The sequence below is a fragment of the Massilia mucilaginosa genome, assembly GCF_011682145.1.
Classification (GTDB): Bacteria; Pseudomonadota; Gammaproteobacteria; order Burkholderiales; family Burkholderiaceae_D; genus Telluria_A; species Telluria_A mucilaginosa.
Map to the genome: position 1 here is coordinate 196,038 of NZ_WHJH01000001.1, position 18,845 is coordinate 214,882.

General features: G+C 64.7%; 12 protein-coding genes. 5 read left to right on the top strand and 7 right to left on the bottom strand.

Annotated elements, in window-relative coordinates; genetic code table 11:
• Window positions 1-110: 110 nt before the first annotated feature.
• From F2P45_RS00900 to F2P45_RS00910, 3 genes are all read right to left on the bottom strand, one after another.
• Entirely contained in the window at window positions 111-3,377 is a 3,267-nt protein-coding gene (locus tag F2P45_RS00900) for a tetratricopeptide repeat protein (protein ID WP_166869896.1), read from the bottom strand.
• 88 nt (window positions 3,378-3,465) lie between these two features.
• Window positions 3,466-3,840 carry a YajD family HNH nuclease gene (locus tag F2P45_RS00905; RefSeq protein WP_166869897.1) on the bottom strand — a complete coding sequence of 125 codons (375 nt, stop codon included), beginning with the start codon at window positions 3,838-3,840 and terminating at the stop codon, window positions 3,466-3,468.
• Between the two features lie 72 nt (window positions 3,841-3,912).
• The gene (locus tag F2P45_RS00910) at window positions 3,913-4,905 is read right to left on the bottom strand and encodes a YwqG family protein (protein WP_166869898.1); all 993 of its coding nucleotides are present in this window, start codon (window positions 4,903-4,905) and stop codon (window positions 3,913-3,915) included.
• Window positions 4,906-5,564: 659 nt separating this feature from the next.
• On the opposite strand from F2P45_RS00910, the gene F2P45_RS35960 reads away from it, so the two are divergent.
• Entirely contained in the window at window positions 5,565-7,481 is a 1,917-nt protein-coding gene (locus tag F2P45_RS35960) for a glycoside hydrolase family 64 protein (RefSeq protein ID WP_229504870.1), read from the top strand.
• A gap of 54 nt (window positions 7,482-7,535) precedes the next feature.
• Window positions 7,536-8,711, top strand: a complete 1,176-nt coding sequence (locus tag F2P45_RS00920) for a glycoside hydrolase family 18 protein (RefSeq protein WP_229504871.1) — start codon at window positions 7,536-7,538, stop codon at window positions 8,709-8,711.
• 40 nt (window positions 8,712-8,751) lie between these two features.
• On the opposite strand, the gene F2P45_RS00925 is transcribed toward F2P45_RS00920, so the two are convergent.
• Window positions 8,752-9,618: a DUF3828 domain-containing protein gene (locus tag F2P45_RS00925; RefSeq protein ID WP_166869899.1), complete on the bottom strand. Its 867-nt coding sequence runs from the start codon at window positions 9,616-9,618 to the stop codon at window positions 8,752-8,754.
• A 1-nt stretch (window position 9,619) separates the two neighbouring features.
• The gene (locus F2P45_RS00930; RefSeq protein ID WP_229504872.1) at window positions 9,620-11,686 is read right to left on the bottom strand and encodes a S9 family peptidase; all 2,067 of its coding nucleotides are present in this window, start codon (window positions 11,684-11,686) and stop codon (window positions 9,620-9,622) included.
• A gap of 209 nt (window positions 11,687-11,895) precedes the next feature.
• Here F2P45_RS00930 and F2P45_RS00935 point away from each other — a divergent pair, with 209 nt between their 5' ends.
• The 3 genes from F2P45_RS00935 to F2P45_RS00945 all read left to right on the top strand — a co-directional run bounded on the left by F2P45_RS00935 (window position 11,896) and on the right by F2P45_RS00945 (window position 14,349).
• The gene (locus F2P45_RS00935; protein ID WP_166869900.1) at window positions 11,896-12,675 is read left to right on the top strand and encodes a PEP-CTERM sorting domain-containing protein; all 780 of its coding nucleotides are present in this window, start codon (window positions 11,896-11,898) and stop codon (window positions 12,673-12,675) included.
• A gap of 129 nt (window positions 12,676-12,804) precedes the next feature.
• Entirely contained in the window at window positions 12,805-13,515 is a 711-nt protein-coding gene (locus F2P45_RS35530) for a PEPxxWA-CTERM sorting domain-containing protein (RefSeq protein WP_223164651.1), read from the top strand.
• Window positions 13,516-13,635: 120 nt separating this feature from the next.
• Entirely contained in the window at window positions 13,636-14,349 is a 714-nt protein-coding gene (locus F2P45_RS00945) for a PEP-CTERM sorting domain-containing protein (RefSeq protein WP_166869901.1), read from the top strand.
• An 88-nt stretch (window positions 14,350-14,437) separates the two neighbouring features.
• On the opposite strand, the gene F2P45_RS00950 is transcribed toward F2P45_RS00945, so the two are convergent.
• Together F2P45_RS00950 and F2P45_RS00955 are read right to left on the bottom strand one after the other, a co-directional pair.
• Window positions 14,438-15,469: an OmpA family protein gene (locus tag F2P45_RS00950; protein WP_166869902.1), complete on the bottom strand. Its 1,032-nt coding sequence runs from the start codon at window positions 15,467-15,469 to the stop codon at window positions 14,438-14,440.
• Window positions 15,470-15,490: 21 nt separating this feature from the next.
• Window positions 15,491-18,814 carry a porin family protein gene (locus F2P45_RS00955; RefSeq protein WP_166869903.1) on the bottom strand — a complete coding sequence of 1,108 codons (3,324 nt, stop codon included), beginning with the start codon at window positions 18,812-18,814 and terminating at the stop codon, window positions 15,491-15,493.
• Window positions 18,815-18,845 lie beyond the last annotated feature (31 nt).

The window sequence follows — 18,845 nt, forward strand, 5'->3', positions numbered from 1 at the left end:
TGCGGTGGGTGCCTGTAGGGCATTCATCCACTCTATCTTTACCAATGGAAACTTTATGACGGCAGCGCAGGCGAGCGGCAGGCGCTAATTGATTTTAAGCAATAAACCCCTTATGTACTCGCGGCGTCGAGCAGCGCGCGCACGCTCGCGCGCCCTTCCTTGAACGGGGCGATCACGTCGTCGTCTTCGTCCGAATAGAACAGGGTGAGCGCCTTGTCGATCAGCTTCAGGTCGGCCTTGAGCTGGTCGGCCGAACGCGCGGCGCCAGCGTGCATGGTCCCCAGGCGGAACCAGGCCGACCGCAGGGCGGCGCGCAACGGTTCCATGAACGCGCTGAACAGCCACAGGTCTTCGTGCTGCAAACGCTCGACCGCCTGGTGGCAGGCCGTTTCGTTCAGGTCCCATTCACCGAGCTCGTAGGCCAGGAAACGCTTCTTGTCGAGCACCTGCGCCCAAAAGTAAACGTCGCGCGAACCGGTTTCGTCCAGCATGCGCTCGCCCGCCTCGACGGCGGCCAGCGCGCGCCGGTAGTCGCCCGCCTGCGTCAGGCGGTCCAGGTCGCGCATGATCGTGTCGAACTTGCCCTTGTTGAAGTCGACCGGTTCGGCCGGCTCGGTGAAGTGGACATCCTCATACGCCGGCCAGTCGTCACCCGGATGCAGCCTGGCCGCCTTGGCCGGCTGGCCGCGCAAGTAGTGGCAGTAGCCTTGCACGAAGCGTGCTTGCGCCTTGTCGTCGCGGGTGAAGCCACTGCCTGCTTTGACCGCGCGCACGGTGGCGCAATCGGCCATTGCCGCGTCGATCTCGGGCACGCCGCGGCTGACGGCGCGCTCGGCGCGCGACAGGTACAGGAAGCCGGCTTCGAACTGGTCCGCGTGCCGCGCGATCAAGCGGTCGAAGACGGCGCGGTGCACGGACGAAGGCACGTAACGCTCGACCTTGGCGCTGGCCAGCAGCGCAGCGATGCACAGGCCGACGCTGCGCAGCGCCAGCGGCACCAGCGCCAGGTTGGCGGGGTCTTTGTCGACCGCGGCGGCGCAGATGGCCGCGCTGCGGCAGGCCACCGGCACATGGCCGAGCATATCCGGGTATTCTTTGCTGAAGGCGTCGCACATGGCCTGGTGCACGAAGCGCAGCGGGATCATGTCGAGATGGATGCGGTCGCGCTTTGCGCAGGCGTCGGCAATGGCCTGGGTGAAGCAGGCGTCCGGGATCTGCCAGGGCGACAGGCGGGTCGATTTCCCGGCCACCTGGCGCAGGATGAACGCCTCGTCCCAGAACACGCTCCAGCACACTTCGGCGCAGCTGGTACCGGGTCGGGCATCGCACACCGCCGGCGAATGGCGCGCCACGATCTCGTCCCAGTCGCTGTCCTGGCCATAGCGGCGCAGGGCATGCCGGTACAGATGCGCGTCGAAGCGGGTGCCGGAAATCGCGTCCAGGGCGCGCTTGTGCTGATCGATGGCGCGTTCGAGCAGCGCCACGCTGGTGTACATGGCCGGCATTCCGGTCTCCAGATGCCACGGCGTGCCGAAGGCGATGGCGGCCGCGATCAGGTCGTTGTCGATGAGCGCGGCCGGCACGTCGTCGAGCGCGGACGGCGCGTGCATGACGGCGGCCAGGCACAGCGCCTTGTCGACCAGCTGCGGCGGCATGTTGGCGATGCGCTCGCCGCACTCTACTGCGCGCAGGGCCACGTCGTAGTCGATGCATTGCACCGGAACGTGCGCCAGCGCGAAGCCGCCGGTGCCGCGCCGCGCCTGCAGGCACACTTCTTTGTCGATCAGCGCGCGCGGCACCCATTCGAGGTTGTACGGCGAGAGCGCCACCGCCGCCCGCGCCAGCGCGGGGGTGAACGCCTGCGCGGGGAAAGCGTCGAGGAAGTCGAGCACGTCGCCCTGCCATGCGGTATCGTCGTCCTCGCTGCGGGCGTCGAGCATGTCCTGCAGCATGGCCGTGCTGCGGAACTGCTGCGGGACGCGGATGATCTTGACGGTCTCGTTGTTTGCGATGAAATTGCGCCAGTACGCCTCGTCCTTCGGCGGCGCCACTGCCACGCCGGCGTCCTGCCGGTCCCAGTCGACGCGGCACGCTTCGCCGCAGAGAAAATCGGTAGTCGTTTCGTCCTCGTAGGCGACATCGAGGCCGGAACTGAAGTGCACCGCGCTGGCATGGAAGTGCTGCGCGCGTTCGTGCTCGCCGCGCAGAAAGTACACCAGTCCCATCAGCCACAAGGACACCTCGTGCCGGGGCTCGTCTTCCAGCGCCAGTTCCAGGTCGGCCTGGGCGGCATCGAGCTCGCCATCGCGCAGATGCGCTTCGGCGCGCATACGGTAAGCTGGCGCGGTGCCGCGCACCTTGACCCAATGCAGGGCCGCGTGATCGAGCGCCACGCCGGCCATCTCCCTGGCCAGCGCCAGGCGCCCCAGCAGCAGCGCGCAGCGGGCGGCCTGCACGGCGGCGTTGTTCAGCAGGCCGCATTCATCTTCCGGGAATTTCTTGCTTGCCGCGATAAAGGCGTCGAGCGCCTGCTCGAACGCGCCGGCGCGTCTCAAGGTGTCGGCCATGCCGTACCAGGCCGGGTAATATGCGGGGGAGATGGCGGCCGCTTGCCGGTACAACGCATAGGCCAGGGGCCGGTCGCCCACGCTGAGCGCGTCATCGGCGGCGATCCGAACCGGATAGCAGGCGATGTCGAAGCCGGGTGCGTAGATGGACCGGTCTTCACGCAACGCCGCTTCGATGGCCTCGAAGTCCCAGCTCGGCTGGTCCGAATCGGCCATGGTCACTTCGTCGCGATATTCCATGGCCAGCACGTGCACGGTATGGTGCCACACCACCACCGGGTTGGGCAGGTCCAGATTGTGCGACTCGTCCCAGTCGGCCAGGATGAACACCACCGCGGCGGGGTTCAGGTCGACCTGGCCGATGTCGTAGAACCAGCAGAACAGGAAGCGCGTCTCGATGCGGCATGCCGGGGCGATGCGGCGGGCGCCCCGGTCGTCCGAGCTGATGCAGACGCAATCGCTGGCCAGGATGCGCCCGCGCACGGCGTCGTCGCGCCATTTCCAGGACATCAGCAGCGAATGGCAATGCAGGTCGCCGCTGACGAAAAACACCCCACTCACCCTGCCCTCGACGCGCAGGTCGCCGTCGACGGCAAGCCGGCGCGTCGGATGGCGCAGGATCTTGAGGTACTCGTTCTGCGTCAAGCTCAGGTTGCCGGTGACGAGGATGACCTCGCACTCGCTGTAATCCTCGCCATCCTCGCCACGCCAGTCATCCGACCCGGCGCACGGGAACTGCGCGCGGAAGGCCCGCATGGAGAGGCGCGGGTAGCTGGTCCATGCGGACAGGCGGGCAAATGTCGGCGTCATGCGATCCTTGCGATTGTGTGAGGGCGAACGCAGGCGCGCGCACGGCGGCCGGGGCCGCCTGCGCGGGAGCGGCCTGGCGGTGGCGTATTCAGTCTTTTTTCTTCATCAGCCCGGCCAGCGCCGCGAACGGGTTGTGGGTGGCGGGCGCCACCTCGGCCGACAGCAGCCCGGCGCCACGATCGGCTTCCAGATAGCGCGAGTGCTCGTTGTCGTGGCAGTACAGGCACAACAGCTCCCAGTTGCTGCCGTCGGGCGGATTGTTGTCGTGGTTGTGGTCGCGGTGGTGCACGGTCAGCTGCGACACGTTGGCGTTGGTGAATTCGCGCATGCAGCGCCCGCAAATCCACGGATACATTTTGAGCGAGCGCGCGCGATAACCGCTTTCGCGCGTTTCGGCCGCCTTGCGCGCCTCGGCCACGATTTTATCGAGGCGGGCGGCGTCGGGTTTTTTGCCTGGAATCATGGTAGTGCGCTTTCAATTCGTGTCTGTAGGGCGAAGGATACAGGATCGTCAAGGGCGCGGCCAGCGAGGCGATCAGAGGTTGTCCCACGAGTAGACCACGTTCGAAAAATCGCGCCGCGCCAGGTCCTTGCGGCGAATGTAGAACACGGCCATCCCGCTATCGCCCCATTCGCTGTAGAAGCCGCCCTTGACGCCGCCGCCTTGCAGCTCGAACAGCACGATCCAGTCGCCGTCGGGCTGCGCGGTGCGCACATCGGTCTGGGTGGGGTTGCTGTACCCGCCCAGCTTGGCGATGGTGTACTTCTGCGAAAACGTCTCGTAGTTGTCGGACACGGCATCCTGCTTCGCGCCGAACTGCTTGAACAGCTCCCAGGGCGGCTGTCCCAGGATGCGCGCGAAGCGATAGTCTTGCACCGACACCGGCTCGGTTCGAACGTCGAAACTGAGCGCGGAGCTGCCCTCCATCGGCAGATTGTCGCTCGCGATAACCGTCGTGGGCTGTAGTTTCTTGCGGTCCTGCACGACCGTGGGGTGGTACACCACGCGGAACCAGCGCTGCCTGGCGAGCGACAGGAATTCACGTTCGGCATTGTAGGGCTTGGTGCTTTCGCTCGACGCGCCGTAAAAATGCCCTTTCGACTCGCTGCCGGAAATGTAAAACTGCAACATGCCGCGCGTGGGATATCCCTCCAGCGCCGGCATCTCGGCAAAATTGAACTGCGCCAGCAAGGTCAAGGGCACGCCATCGGGGCCGGCGGGATATTGCTGTCCCTTGGGCAAATAGGCAGCGCCGCCCAGGCTGCTGTTCCAGGGCGCCAGCTTGTCCGGTTTGTGCAACGCGACGTGGATATACGGCAGCCGGGAGCGATGGATTGCCTCGGCGTAGCGCGCCAGCTCCGGCGGCAACTGGCCGTGGACGACCGGCGGCAGTTTCTGTTGCGCTGGCGCGCCCTTGGCTGGCGCCGGTTTCTCCGGCGAGCAGGCCGCGAGCAGCAGGGCCGCGACCAGCAGCAAGCGCGCATGGCACGGCCGGAGAAGCGAATCGTTCAAGTCGGAGGGTGGCAATCGGGTTCCCATGCGTTCAAGTTGTCGGCACTGCCGGGGTGGGCGCGCTGACAGAATGCCACGTTTGTGGCGGCGGGATGAAATAGTTTCAGCGTTTCAGACAGGTGCGGGCAGCATGGACCTCGAGTCAAAGCGCATTGAACGCACGCGAATTTGCCGCCAACATCGGGGCATTGGCGATCATCGGCCTGGATCTTCGCCACCCAAGTGGTATGCGAGCAAGCCCGTCCGGCCAGGCCAGGCAGCGCTGTGGCCGCACAATGCCGCGTGGCCAAGTGGTCTTGTCGGCGCATGTCGCCAGAGCAATTTCGCAGCGGCCCGTGGGCGCTCGCGACGGCGCCAACAAGCGATACCGGCACACCATTCCTCCTTTCTTTTACCCAATTTAGATTACGTTTCGCCTCTGTTGACCTCGCTTTGATAGGCGGTGATACTGCGACCACTTGAACGGCGACTTCACCGCATCGTAGCGCCGGACGAGATTCGAGCCCGCGGAGCTGATCCGATGGCCGAAACGAAGCGCATTTTGGAAGCGCTACCATAGCGCGGGATTGTCAGCATCCGCCAGGCAGCCGACCCATGCGCATCCAACCACAAAGGCCGCCATCATGCACCAGCAACGCGCAGACAACGGCCACGTTCGACAAGGTGAGCGTCCCATGAAAAAACTGCTGCATTTCCTCTCCCTCGGCGTGCTCGGCATCGGTTTGCTGAGCGGCTGCGGCGGCGCGTCGTCCGGCGGCGAGTCCGCACCGGCGCCGGCCATGTCCGCCACCACGACGGTCCACTCAGGCAACATCGGCACGCCGGATTCCATGCTGGCGGCGGCCACGGCCGCAGCCAGCAGCGCGGCGCCGTCGACCACGGAATGGACCTTCTGCGCCGCCGACAATGGCGAGTGCATCTTCACCGGCAACCAGACCGTGCGCTACGGCGCCGGTTCCAGCTTCACCAGCAAGAAGTTCGACTGGGCGGCCAGCTGCAACACGGCGACCTTCGGCGGCGATCCGGCGCCGGGCGTGGCCAAGCACTGCGAAATCACCAGCAGCTTCGCCTTCTGCGCCAACGAAAACGGCCAGTGCGGCTTCGGCGACACGCAGACCGTGCGCTTCGGCGCCGGCAGCACCTATGTCACGCAAACCGTGACCGGCGGCGCGGCCTGCACCAACGGCGTGTTCGGCGACCCGCTGCCCGGCAGCGCCAAGCACTGCGACCGCGCGCCCACCACCTGGACCCGCTGCGCCGCCGAAAACGGGCGCTGCAACTTCAGCGGTACGCAGGTGCTGCTGTACGGCGCCAACGGCAGCTTCTTCACCAAGACCCTCACCGGCGGCGCCGACTGCAACAGCGGCGTGTTCGGCGACCCGATCGCCGGCGTGCCCAAGCGCTGCTACCTGCCGGGCGTGCCGATGCCGTCCGCCTCCACCCCGCCGCCGACCGACCCGGGCACCTGGAACCAGCTGACCACCTTCAAGATGGTCAACGGCACGCGCGGGCAGTACGCGGACAGCCAGGTCTACTGGGCCATCATCGGCAAGGACTGGGCCAGCGGCAAATACGTCCACGTCGATGCGGGCGGGCGCTTCGTTCCGATGGCGCTGGGCGACAACGGTGCGCTCAACAAGAACGGCAAGCCGTACACCAACTACTTCCACACCCTGGCCCAGCTCAAGTCGATCACCATCGCGCCGCTCAATTCGGCGCGCCTGTTCCTGAGCGTCGGCAGTCCGATGTACCTGCAGGTCAATGCCGACGCCAACGGCAACCTCGGTTACGCCGGCGCGAATATCGAGAATCCGTCCGATCCGAATATCGACGTCTACTTCGACTTCATCGAAATGTCGATCGGCGCCAAGGACGGCTTCTTCGGTAACACGACCCGGGTCGACCATTTCGGCTTCCCCTTGACCCTGCGCCTGCAGGGACTGGGCGGCTACGACCAGACCGTGGGCGAAACCGAAACGCGCGCGTCCATCATGGCGCAGTTCGTCGCCAGCGTCCCGGCCCAGTTCAAAGGCCTGGCGCAGGCGCCGTATGCGCCCTACCGCATCATCGCCCCGGCCCACGCCAGCTTCCACAACGGCGGCGCCAATGCCACTTACCTGGACGGCTACATCAACCATATCTGGAACAAGTACACCAGCCAGAAACTGGTGTTCACCAACCAGCAGGGGACTTTCAGCGGCCAGGTGGTGGGCGGCGTGTTCCAGTTCACCGACGGCGCCGGCACCTACAAGGTGCGCAAACCCACCACCGCCATGGCACTGCTCGGCAATGGCGCGCTGGACGATCCGAGCGGCACCGTGGGCGGCACGCCCGCCTACCACAAGCAGTTGCAGATCCAGGCGCAGCTGTGCGCGGCCCTCAACCGCCATGTGGTCGAAGACCCGGCGCGCTGGAGCGACTCGGCGTACTTCTACCCGGCGGGCCAGCCGGCCAACTGGTACGCCAAGTTCTGGCATGACCACAGCATCAACAAGCTGGCCTACGGCTTCGCCTACGACGACGTGTGGAATTACAGCTCCTCGGTGCACTCCACCGCGCCAACCACCGCCACCGTGACGATCGGCTGGTAACGCCATCCGGGCCGCCGGCGGCGGTCCCTACTCATTTGTTCAACAGGAGTCGAGATGAAAAAACTACTGAAATACCTGGGCATGGCCGCCATCGGCGGCGCCCTCCTGAGCGGCTGCGGCGGCGGATCGCCGCCAGGCGACGCGCCCGGCGCCGCACTGGCGCCAGTTGCCGCCTCCAGCGCGCCGGTGACGCAGGCCGGCGCCATCGAAGGTACCGGCACCGACGCTGGATCGTCGGCCGCACTGGCGCCGTGCAACGCCGTGACCTGGCGCGCGGGCGTCAATTACACGCTCGGCACCGTGGTGCTGTATGCGCCGAACGGGCTGTATTACAAGGTGGTGCAGGTGGCCGGCAACGGCAGCGACGGCACCACCCCGACCATCAGCACCTGGTACTGGGCGCAGACCACCTGCGCCCAGCCAGGCGCGCAGAAAATCGTCGGCGGCTACTACCCGAACTGGACGCCCTCCCCGATCCGCATCCGCGACGTGAATGCGCGCTACAACCTGATTTACCTGTTCCACGCCGTGCCCGTGGGCGGTTCGCCCGGCACCACCGGCGCGGTCACCTTCAGCGCGCCGGGCAACGGGCGCGGCGCGGCGACCAACCTGAAAGCCGACATCCAGTACGCGCGCACCACGCAGGGCCGCAAGATCATCCTGTCGGTGGGCGGCGCCGGCAATGGCATGAGCTTTCCGAACCGGACCAAATCGCAGACTTTTGTGAACAGCATCGCCGCCATCCACGCGCAATTGGGCGGGATCGACGGCATGGACTGGAATACCTTCGAAGCGGACCAGCGGCCCGATACCGCCGAAATGATCTGGATCAGCCTGGAACTCAAGAAACGCTACCCCGGCTTTATCATCTCGGCGCCGCCGGCGCCCTGGAATGCCATCGACAAGGAGTTCTGCCGCGCCATGGTGGCCGCCGGGGCGATGGATTACGCCGCGCCGCAGTACTACGACGGGCCGGGGCTGAACGATCCGGCCTATGTGGCGGACAATGTCAGGCAGTGGGTCACTCTGCTGGGCGCGAACCGGGTGGTGGTGGGATTCGGGATCGGCAACGCGGCCAACTACATGAGCCGCGAGCAGGCGATGAGCGCATGGAACCAGGTCAAAACCAACCATCCGGATATCCGCGGTGGCTTCAACTGGCAGATTCACACCGATGAAGAACAGGGCTGGCCGTTCGCCAACAGCGTGGCGCCGCTGATTAACCCGTAACAGGCAAGGCTGCCGGTCCCGTTCGAGGGACCGGCAGCGCTTATTTTTGCCGGACCGGCGCTCGCCGCATGTCGACCCGCGACAGCCACCACTGGCCTTGCCGGAACGTGTAGTCGAACGGGCCGCTGCGCGCCACCTTGCCTTCCCTGGCCGCGCCGCGCGGGACCGGGAGTGGCAAGACCCCCTTGTCGAAGTAGCTCAGGTAGAGCGTGCGCACCAGCAGCGGCAGGCGCGCGTCCCTCTCCTGGTACGGCACGCACCCGGCCCTGGTGTCGCACACGGTCAGCGGAAACGCCGCAAAGCGCGCAAACGGCTCGACCGACTCGCTTTGGATGTAGATGTTGACCCAGCGCGCCGCCTCAGCCACGTCGCGCGCGCTGGCATCGGCGTAGCTGCTTTCGGCGGCGATCAACTGGCGCAGGCTGTTCTTGCCGTTCTCTCCGTCGCGCACATCGTCGACCCGCCACTGACCGTTTTCACGCACCAGTACATATCGCATGGCGCGCTGCGTATCGGGCTCGTTCGGAAACAGGCGAAAGCGCACGTCCACCGCATTCGCGCCGGCCGCGCTGGCCGTAAAGCCGGACGAGGCCAGGGTCAGCGCCGGGTCGAACTCCTGCGCGTGCAGGAACTCGTCACCATCGACGTTCCAGCCGCATTTGCTGTCCTGGCGCCCGGTCTTTGCGCAGGCGGCGCGGTTGGCATCCATCAGCCTGCGCAGGCCGCTCGAATAGAACAAGCCGCTGTCCACATGGCGCTTCCTGGCCGCTGCCGGATCGGCAAAATAGTCGCGGTAGAAGGCGCCGATGAAGGCCGCCGGCGCGATGTCCTGCGCCGGCGCTGCCGCGCATGGCGCAAGCATGGCGCCCAGCACGGCCATCACGATCAAACCATGCCGGGCTTTCAAGTCAGCGCGCCAGGTGACGGTCGAGCCAATCCTTGACCGTGTGATGCCACAGCACCGAGTTGGCTGGTTTCAGGACCCAGTGGTTCTCGTCCGGGAATACCAGCAGCTTGCTTTCCACGCCCTGGCGCTGCAGCGCGGTGAAGGTGCCGAGCGCCTGCGAGGTCGGAATGCGGAAGTCCAGGTCGCCCTGCACCACCAGCATCGGCGTTTTCCAGTTCTTGACGAAATGGACCGGGTTGAATTTTTCGTACAGCGCCGCGTTGTCCACGTAGGTGCCCTTGTTTTCCCATTCGGTGAACCAGAGTTCCTCGGTGGCGTAGGCCATCCCGCGCGTGTCGAACACGCCGTCGTGGTTGACCAGGCAGCGAAAGCCCTCCGGCCAGTTACCGGCGATCCAGTTCATCATGTAGCCGCCGTACGAGGCACCCAGCGCGCAGCTGCGCTCGCGGTCGAGCCAGGAATATTTTTTGACGGCTGCGTCCAGGCCCTTTTTCAGGTCTTCCAGCGGTGCGCCGCCCCAGTCGCCGCTGATCGAATCGGTGAACGCCTGGCCGTAGCCGGTCGAGCCGTGGAAGTCGATGAACACGGTTGCGTAACCGGCGCCGGCATAGGTCTGCGGATTCCAGCGGTAGCTCCACGAATTGCCGAAGCTGCCCTGCGGTCCGCCGTGGACCAGGAAGGCCACCGGATACTTCACGCCCGGTTTGGCATCCCACGGCTTCATCACGTGGCCGTAGACGGTTTCGCCCTTGGCGCCGGTGAAGGAAAACTGTTCCGATTCGCCGAAGCGGACGTCGGCCAGCAGTTCGCTGTTCAACTGCGTCAGCTGGACCGGGGCGCCGCCGTTGATGCTCTTGAACAGCTGCGCGCCCGATTGCAGGTTGGCCTGGGCCATGACCACCGTCTTGCCGCGCGCGTCGAAGGCGCTGACGTAGCCCTTGTCGCTCAATGGCGCGACCTTGCCGCTGGCGGCGTCGATCGAGAACAGGCGGTGCTGGCCCAGGTCGTCGGCGGTGGCGAGCAGCGCTTTGCCATCATCGCGCCATTTGTAGTCGCCGATCGAGCGATCCCAGCTCTCGGCGACGACGCGCTTCTTGCCGCTGGCGACATCCATCAGCACCAGGCGGAAGCGGTCGGCCTCGAAGCCGGGGCGGCTCATGGCCAGCCAGGCGAGCGTCTTGCCGTCGGGCGAAAACGCCGGTTTGCTGTCCCAGGCCGGATTGTCGGCGGTCAGGTTGCGCGGTGCGGCGCCGCCGGCGGCAGCGGTTTGATAGATATCGAAATTGGTCGACCAGGCTTCGGTCTTGCCGGCCACCCTCACGTTGAAGACGACGCTCTTGCCGTCCGGGCTGAAGCGGTATTCCTCGCGGTCGCCGAACGGTTTCGAGGGCACGTCGCCGTCGATGCCGCCCGACAGGCTGACCGGCGCGGCAGTGACCTTGCCGGCGGCGTCGAGCGGGGCCGAGTACAGCACGTTGTTGCGGCCGTCCGACCAGGTATCCCAGTGGCGCACGAACAGGCGGTCGTAGACCTTGCCGCTCGCTTTGTTTTTCGTTTTCTCGTCCAGGCGCGTCTTGGTGCAGGCCAGGTCGGTGCAATCGCGGAACACGGCCAGGCTCATGGCCAGGCGGTCGCCGGCCGGCGAGAGGCGGAAGTTATCGACATCGAGCGGCAGGTCGGTGACCTTGACGGCTTCGCCGCCGCTGCCGGTGCTTGAAACCGGCTGGCGCCACACCTGCGACGAGCCCGAGCGGGCCGAGAGGAAGTAGATGGCGTCGCCCTTGGGAGACCATTCGGGATCGGTGCTGTTCGATTCGCCCTCGGTCAGCCGGACCGGGGTCGGCTTGGCGCTGCGCAGGTCGATCATCCACAGCTGGGTGTTGCCGCGATTCTTCTCCATATTGGTGCTGCGCACCGTGTAGACCACGCGCGAGGCGTCCGGCGAGAGGGCCGGCGCGCCGACCCGTTCCATTTTCACCAGGTCTTCGATGGTGAAACCACGCGGCGCGGCCAGCGCGCTACCTACGGCCAGCGTGGCCGCTCCCAATATGAACAAACGTCCCATCATTGCAATGTCCCCAAGAGTCATAAAAGTGCCAGACGATACGAAATGGCCCCGGCATCATACCAAGTTCGCCTGCCCGGAGCAGCTAAAAGCGGCGCGTTCGGACGTTGAAATATAGTAAATACATGGCGCAATTAACTATTTGTCAAGTACAATAAAAGTGCCATACCTCTCCCCTAACCGGCTCCCTGCCACTCCACGACCAAGGTCCCATGCACGCCTTTTTCACCTTTTCCCGCGCCCTGATCGCCACCGCCGCGATGGCTGCCTGCGGCGGCGCCGTTGCCGCCACCACGGGCAGCATCAGCGTTACCAATGTGCAGTTCCAGATCATCGACCTGACCCCGGACGACGGCATCAGCGCCGGCATCAGCTTTACCGGCTTCACTGGCCACGCGACGAGCCTGGCCTCGAATCACAGCACCTGGACCTTCCCCTCCGACCAGCAATATACAAAGGGCGATTTAATCACCAGCACGACTGCGCTCGGGCGCGACCGCGGCACGTCCGCCATCAGCCAGGCAGGCGGCCTGCACCTGGACGTGGAACGCCACGACTCGGCCGACAAGACCAGCGTGGGTGCGAAAGGCTCCACTTCCTACGGTTTCGTGCTGGCGCCCAACACCAAAGTGATCGTGACAGGCAGCGCGCAGATCAAGAACGACGTCTCCGGGCCGTTACCCGACAATGCGTACAAAGGGCACAAAGCGTTTAACCTGCTGAGGCTGACCCTCAGGAGTTACTCGCACACCCTTGGGAAGTACGAGAAAACTTTCAGTTCAGGGGTTGTTGGACCCGAGTTGGTCGACATCGACGACCAGTTTTCGCTGAGCACATCGAACACCGGCGGCGCCGACAAGGAACTGTGGTTTAACACGAGCGCCATCCTGTCGGGCGCGAACCCGGTGCCGGAGCCGGCGACCTACGCCATGTTCGGCGTGGGCTTGCTGATGCTTGGCGCAATGGCGCGGCGCAAGCGCGCACCCCGCTGATAATAGCGATACGCCCTGCTGCGGCCGAGGCCCGGCCCGGTTGCCTGTGGCATGGATATGCAGCAGGCCTGTATTGATTGCATAAATACAATGTTATACAATGCAATATTAATTGACCATTGGAATAGCATGAAATACATCGCAGCAGCACTGGCAGCATTGGCTTTGAGTATTCCCGCACAGGCGAAACTGCATATTTACGAATTCACCGCCTCGGTATCGCAGTTGGCCCACCTGGAAGCGTTTGAATATGCACAGCGTGTCGGCGGTATTCGCGAAGGCAGCGTCATCTCGCTCGGCGACAGCATCGTCGGACGTTTTTCATACGACACCAGCATTGCGTCCACCTCCAATTCAGGCCAGCACGATCCGACCTCACCGACGACCATTTACTACTACCCTGAGACCGCGTCCGCCACCAACTTTTTAAACTTTACGATCCTGCCAAGTGGGCAAACCATCGGTACTGGCGGAACAGAAACGAAGCGGGTGATGCAGGTCGGCGATAGCAACGCGGGCGGCCTCAATGGCACTGACGTTCTGTGGATTGCCAACCAGGGCGGCAATGCCTTCGGGTCCTTTGGCATTTCCCTCGCCAGCACGTCGGCTGACTGGATAACAAATGGAAAGCTTCCGGAAGCACTGTCGTTCTCGGATTTTGGCAGAACGTCGGTTTACCATAACTTCATCCGCGACGACGGCCATCGCATCATGCTCGATGCCAGGTTGACGTCCCTGACAGAGATCACCGTGACGGCCGTTCCCGAGCCCGGCACCTGGGCCCTGATGCTGGCTGGTTTGGGCATCCTCGGCTTGAGCACCCGCCGCCAGCGCGGCTGACCTTCTCCCCCAAGGGCATCGCAATCGAACCATGTGGCAAGAAAACACACCGTCCGATCTTGTATTGATTACATAAATGCAATGTACTATAATGCAATATTAATTGATTCTTGGAATAGCATGAAATATATCGCAACAGCCCTGGCAGCCCTGGCGTTGACCATCCCGGCAAAAGCGGAGATGCACACCTATGAGTTTACGGCCGCCGTCAGTCAGATCGGAAACGCTAGCAAGCTGGCATTTGAACAAAGCACTGCGGGCGTGCAGGCTGGAAGTCTGATTTCCGTGAACGACCGCATAGTCGGACGTTTTTCCTACGACAGCAGTGCCAAGCTGGAACGTGGCAGTCTGGATAATCCGCCCTACGACGCCGCCTCCACCGACTATTTTTACTATGGTGCCTACGCCTCGCCGACCGAGTTCTTCACCTTCACAATCTTGCCAAGTGGGCAAACAGTCAGTGCCGGCGATCCGGGCGCACCGGCGCGCCGCGTGACGCTTGCCGACGGCAAGGTTGGCACACCAAACTCGCCAGATTATTTGAGGATCGACAGTGAGGGATATGACGTGTCCTTTGGAATCGGTTTCAGTAACACAACATCGACATGGATCTCTAAGGGAACTCTGCCGCAACAGCTTTCTCTTGCCGATCTGACGAATGCGAGCGTCTACCACTACTTCAACCGTGCGGACGGTAACCGCATCATGCTCAGTGGCGTGGTCACGTCGCTGACCGACATCACCGTGACCCCTGTTCCTGAACCAGGCACCTGGGCCATGCTGCTGGCCGGCCTGACCATCCTGGGCGTCAGCGCCCGCCGCAAGCGCGCTTAAAACGTCGGCGCAACGCAAAAAGCCGCACCAGGGGTCAACCCCGGTGCGGCTTTTTGTATGCTCCGGCCTCGGCCGGAGCATCTTGCTCTTACCGCTTGATGCCCGTCACTTCGACTTCGACGCGGCGGTTCGGTTGCAGGCAGCCGATCAGCGCGGCACGCGGCGCAACGCCGGTGCAGGCTTCGACCTGGTCCGCTTCGCCCTTGCCTTCGCTGACGATCTGGCCCGCAAAACCTTTGCTCACCAGGTAAGCGCGCACCGTCGCCGCGCGCTTTTCCGACAGCGGCTGGTTGTACGCTTCCGTACCCATCCGGTCGGTGTAGCCGGTCAGCTTGATGCTGGAAACCTGCGCATACACGCCGTCGAGCTTGATCATCATGCTGTCGATGCGCGCACGGCCCGCAGGCAGCAGGTCCGCCACGCCCGATTTGTCGAAGCGGAACAAGGCATCGGCCGCCAGGGTCAATTTCTCGACCGATACCACCGGCGCCGCACCCGGCAGCGGCGCCACCGCCACCTTCACCGGCGCGCCGCCGCACGCCGCAGCCGAGGCCTGCGCCGCCTGCAAATGGTCTTCGGCGATCTGGATGTACGGATTGGCATGGCGCCAGCCCTGCTGGTTGAATTCATTCCCGGCATGCACCAGCTCGACTTCGCCGCAAGCGACCTTCTGCGCCGCGCACGCAAATCCGGCGCCGCCCTTGATGCCGCCGAAGCGCGCCCACAAGTCGTCGCGCAGCTTGGCCGCGTCGTTCACCAGCGGGGTCTGGTCGCCCGGATTGGGCGTGGCGCCCGTCTCCAGCGCGCCGACGATGGCGGCGCCCTGCTCCAGTGCCTGCTGCGGGAAAGCGGAGCGGTCGTTGCGCGTGTATTCGTGCAGCGACACGTCGAGCCAGCATTGCGCCTTCGACAGATAGTAATTATTGACCGGAACGCCCTTGTCGTTGAGCGCCTTGACGCGCTGCTGCAAGGCCTTGTACCCGGCCTGGTCGGCCACGATCGCCTGGTCGGAGATGCGCTGCGCCGGGGCATTGAGCGTCTGCGCAAAGGCGCCTTGCACGGCCAGGGCCAGCGCGGCAAACAGCACGGTGCGCGGGCGGGAAATAATGGTTGGTTTCATCGTCATTCTCATTTCAGGAAATTAGCGGGCCAGCGTGCGATTCGCTTCTGGGTCCTTGCCTTTGAATACATTCTCGTCAAACTTGAAGCGCAGGCGCACGAACCATCCCTTGGAGGTGTAGTCCGCCGCGCTCAGGTCGCGTTCGCGGAAGCCGCTGACGTTGTAACCGGCCGACAGCCACAGGTTCTGCTTGACCAGGTAGCCGACTTCGACCCCGCGCGCATACTGGCTGCTGCCCTTGTTCTGCGGGCTGTGCAGGTAAGCGGCGAGCACGCCGATGTCCCAGTTTTCGGTGATGTCGTACACCACGCGGCCCGACGCCATCCACGCGCTGTACTTCTGCTGCCCGACCGGCAGGTTGCGTTCGCGGCTGGTCTTGGCGGCCAGGCGGCCGGTGCTCCACCATGGACGGCTCGGATGGTAGTCCAGGTGCGTCGAGACGATGTGGGCGGCGTAGTTGTCGCCATCGGCACGGGCGCCGTCGCGCACGTTCTTGTACTCGTAGCGCGCCAGGCCGTTGAACTGGTTGTGGTCGACCGGACGCCAGGCAAAGCCGAGCTGTGCGCGTTCCTGCAGGCTGTTGGCCAGCGGCTTGCCGCTGATGTCGTCGTTGTTGCGCGACAGCAGGGCGTAGTTGCGGGCCAGCACGGTCCAGTCGCGGTCGAGCTTGCGCACGAAGGACAAGGTATTCAACCACTGGTCCTGCGACTGGTTGCCGATGTCGCCGGGGCTGTCGAACAGGCGGCGCCATTCGAGCTTGGCCGAGGCTTTCCACAGCGGATTGGCGGTGTAGTCGAGCGCCGTGGCCAGGGCCACGCCTTTTTGCTGGCGGCCGTCGAACACGTGCAGGTATTCGGCGTTGGTGCTGAGCGCCAGGCCTTCGGACAGGTTCCAGGTGTTGCGCGCGCCGCTGGCCAGTTGCAGGTCGCGCCCGTCAGCCAGTTCGCTGTCGAGCGCGTCGCGCAGGCGGTATTCCGAGAAGATGCTGGCGCCCGGCAGGTAGGTCGATTCGACACCCGCCACGAAGGCATTGCTCTTCTCGGCCGGGTTCAGGGCATAGCGCGAGGCCAGGCCGGTCTGGTTTTCGTAACGCGCATAGGCACGGCTGCGCTCGGACAATTGATACTGCGCGCCGAGTTCGTACCGTTTCTGCTTGCTATCCGATACGCCATGTTCGACCACGGCGGTCAGGCTCAGCAGATCGGTCGCCTTGTACTGGGCGCCGATGGCGACCGTGTTGGCGTCCAGGGTGCCGCGCGTGCCAGGCACGGTGGTCGCGCCCACCGGTGCGAAGGTGGTGATGGCGCCGCCGTTGACCGGGCTGATCGCGCTGTTGGTGTTGCCAAAGCCAAAGAAACCGCCGCTCGGATTGAGGCCGTTGGCGTTCGACACCACGCCGGTGTTGCTGGCCATGCCGACCTGGTTGCGCAGTTCGCCTTCTTCCTTCATGTGTTGCAGGGAGAAGTCGAGGGTCAGGCGCGGATCGGCTTTCCACAGCATGCCGACGCGCACGGCGTCGCGCTGGGCAACGACTTGCTGATCGCGGCTTTGCAGCGCGCTGGCGTACGCCGTGGTGGTCGACGTGAATTTGGCGCTGACATTCACGCCGGCGTCGCTGTGACCGGGGCTGATGCCGGCCGCGGTATTGTTGAACTCATCGTCCGCACGCTGCCAGTAAGCACGCGCCTCGACCGTCTCGCCCTTGTGCGACAGTGCCACGCGCGCAGCCTGTCCGGTTGCCGAACTCGACAACTCGCCAGCCTGCCCGCTCGGCGTCGTAAACACCTGGCCGTTGGCGCTGTAGGTGGTCGATTCGCTCTGCGCGAACTCGGCCACGAAACTGGTGGCGGGCGCCAGTTTCACGGTCGCATTCACGCTGTGCAGGCGGTACGGCGACTGCGGATTCTTGTCGTCCACCGAGGCCATGCCGACGCTGATGCTGTCGTTCAGGCGGTATTCGCCGTCGATGCCCATGACCCAGAAGTCGTCGCCGCCCTGCTCCACCTCGTAGGTCACGCGGATCGATTGCGGGTCGCCTTCGGGCGTGAGCGATGGCACGGCCTGCTTGAACAGGATGCGGCCCGAAAACGGCTCGAAGCTGTAGTCTTCCAGGCGGCGCATCGGCGTCACTTGCTTGACCAGGTCGGTCTGGTTCTTGTCGCGCACGATCAGTTCGACGCGCTCGGAATTGGTCAGCGCGCCATTGTTGCGCACGGCGAAAGGACCGGAGCTGCCGTTGGCGCGGTATTCTTCAATCACCTGCTTGGCGTTGTCGTGGAAGGCAAAGCCGCCCAGCTTGCCACGCTTGCCGTCCCAGTTGCCGCGCAGGCCGGTGGCGGTGCGCTGGTACTGGCCGAGCTTGCGCGCTTCCAGGCCCACGTTCGGACCCGGCACCGAGGACATGGTGCCTTCGCTGGTCGAAAAGTCGCCGTACAGCAGATAACTTTTCTGGTCGTCGACGCGCACGTACAGGCGGCCGGCCGAGCGGGCGTCGAACGCGGTCGTGGCGCTGTCGCCGTAGACCGGGTAGAACTCGTTCGGGTTGATGTCGCGCTGCAGCTTTTCCTTGGTCTGCTGGTCCGAATCGTAGGCCGCCGTCAACAGCTTGCTGCCGAGGATGGTGCCTTTGACGAAGAATGCGGAACGCGCGCTGGCGTTGGCCTTGCCGCTGTTGAACTGGCGGCTCCAGCGCGTGATGTCTTGTTCGAAGCCATCGTTAAAGCGTGCGGGAGCAAGGTCGCCGGCGTTCAGGCTGCGCTTGGAAATGACGCCTTCGATCAGGCCCACGGCCAGCATCTGGCGCAGTTCCGGAACGAAGGTGATCACGCCTTGCGTGCTGATCTTGCCGCCGTCGACGCGCAGCAAGACTTCTTGCGCGGCGGCCGGGGCCAGCAGGCGGAACTGCGCCTTGCCGTTGCGAACACGCAGCTGCATGCCGGGTGTGACTTTGTTGGCGTCGCCGTTTTGCGGGCCGAGGGCATCGGTGGCGGCGCCGTCGAGCAGAATGCGGCCGGCCGATGCTTCCAAGGTCAGCAGCACGTCGTCCTTGAGCGGCTGGCCGTCTTCGCCCAGTACCTGCACGCTCACTGCTACCGGCGACTGGCCGTCGGCCGGCACGCCGTCGCGGTCGGTTTCGACCAGGATGCGCGCCACCCTGGCGCTGGCATCTAAGCGCCCGCTCCAGAGTTGCGGCGCGGCCATCTGGGCGCGCAAACCGGCATCGGCCGGAGCCGACGGCAGCACCTGCGCACCGGCGTTCGGGAAAGCGCAGGCGACTGCCAGCGCGCCCGCCAGCAGGCGACCGGTGCCGCGGCGTTGAATAAGAAGAAGTTTTTTGTTCGTCATGATGTTCATCTGGGCCAGGCGGGATGGTTGC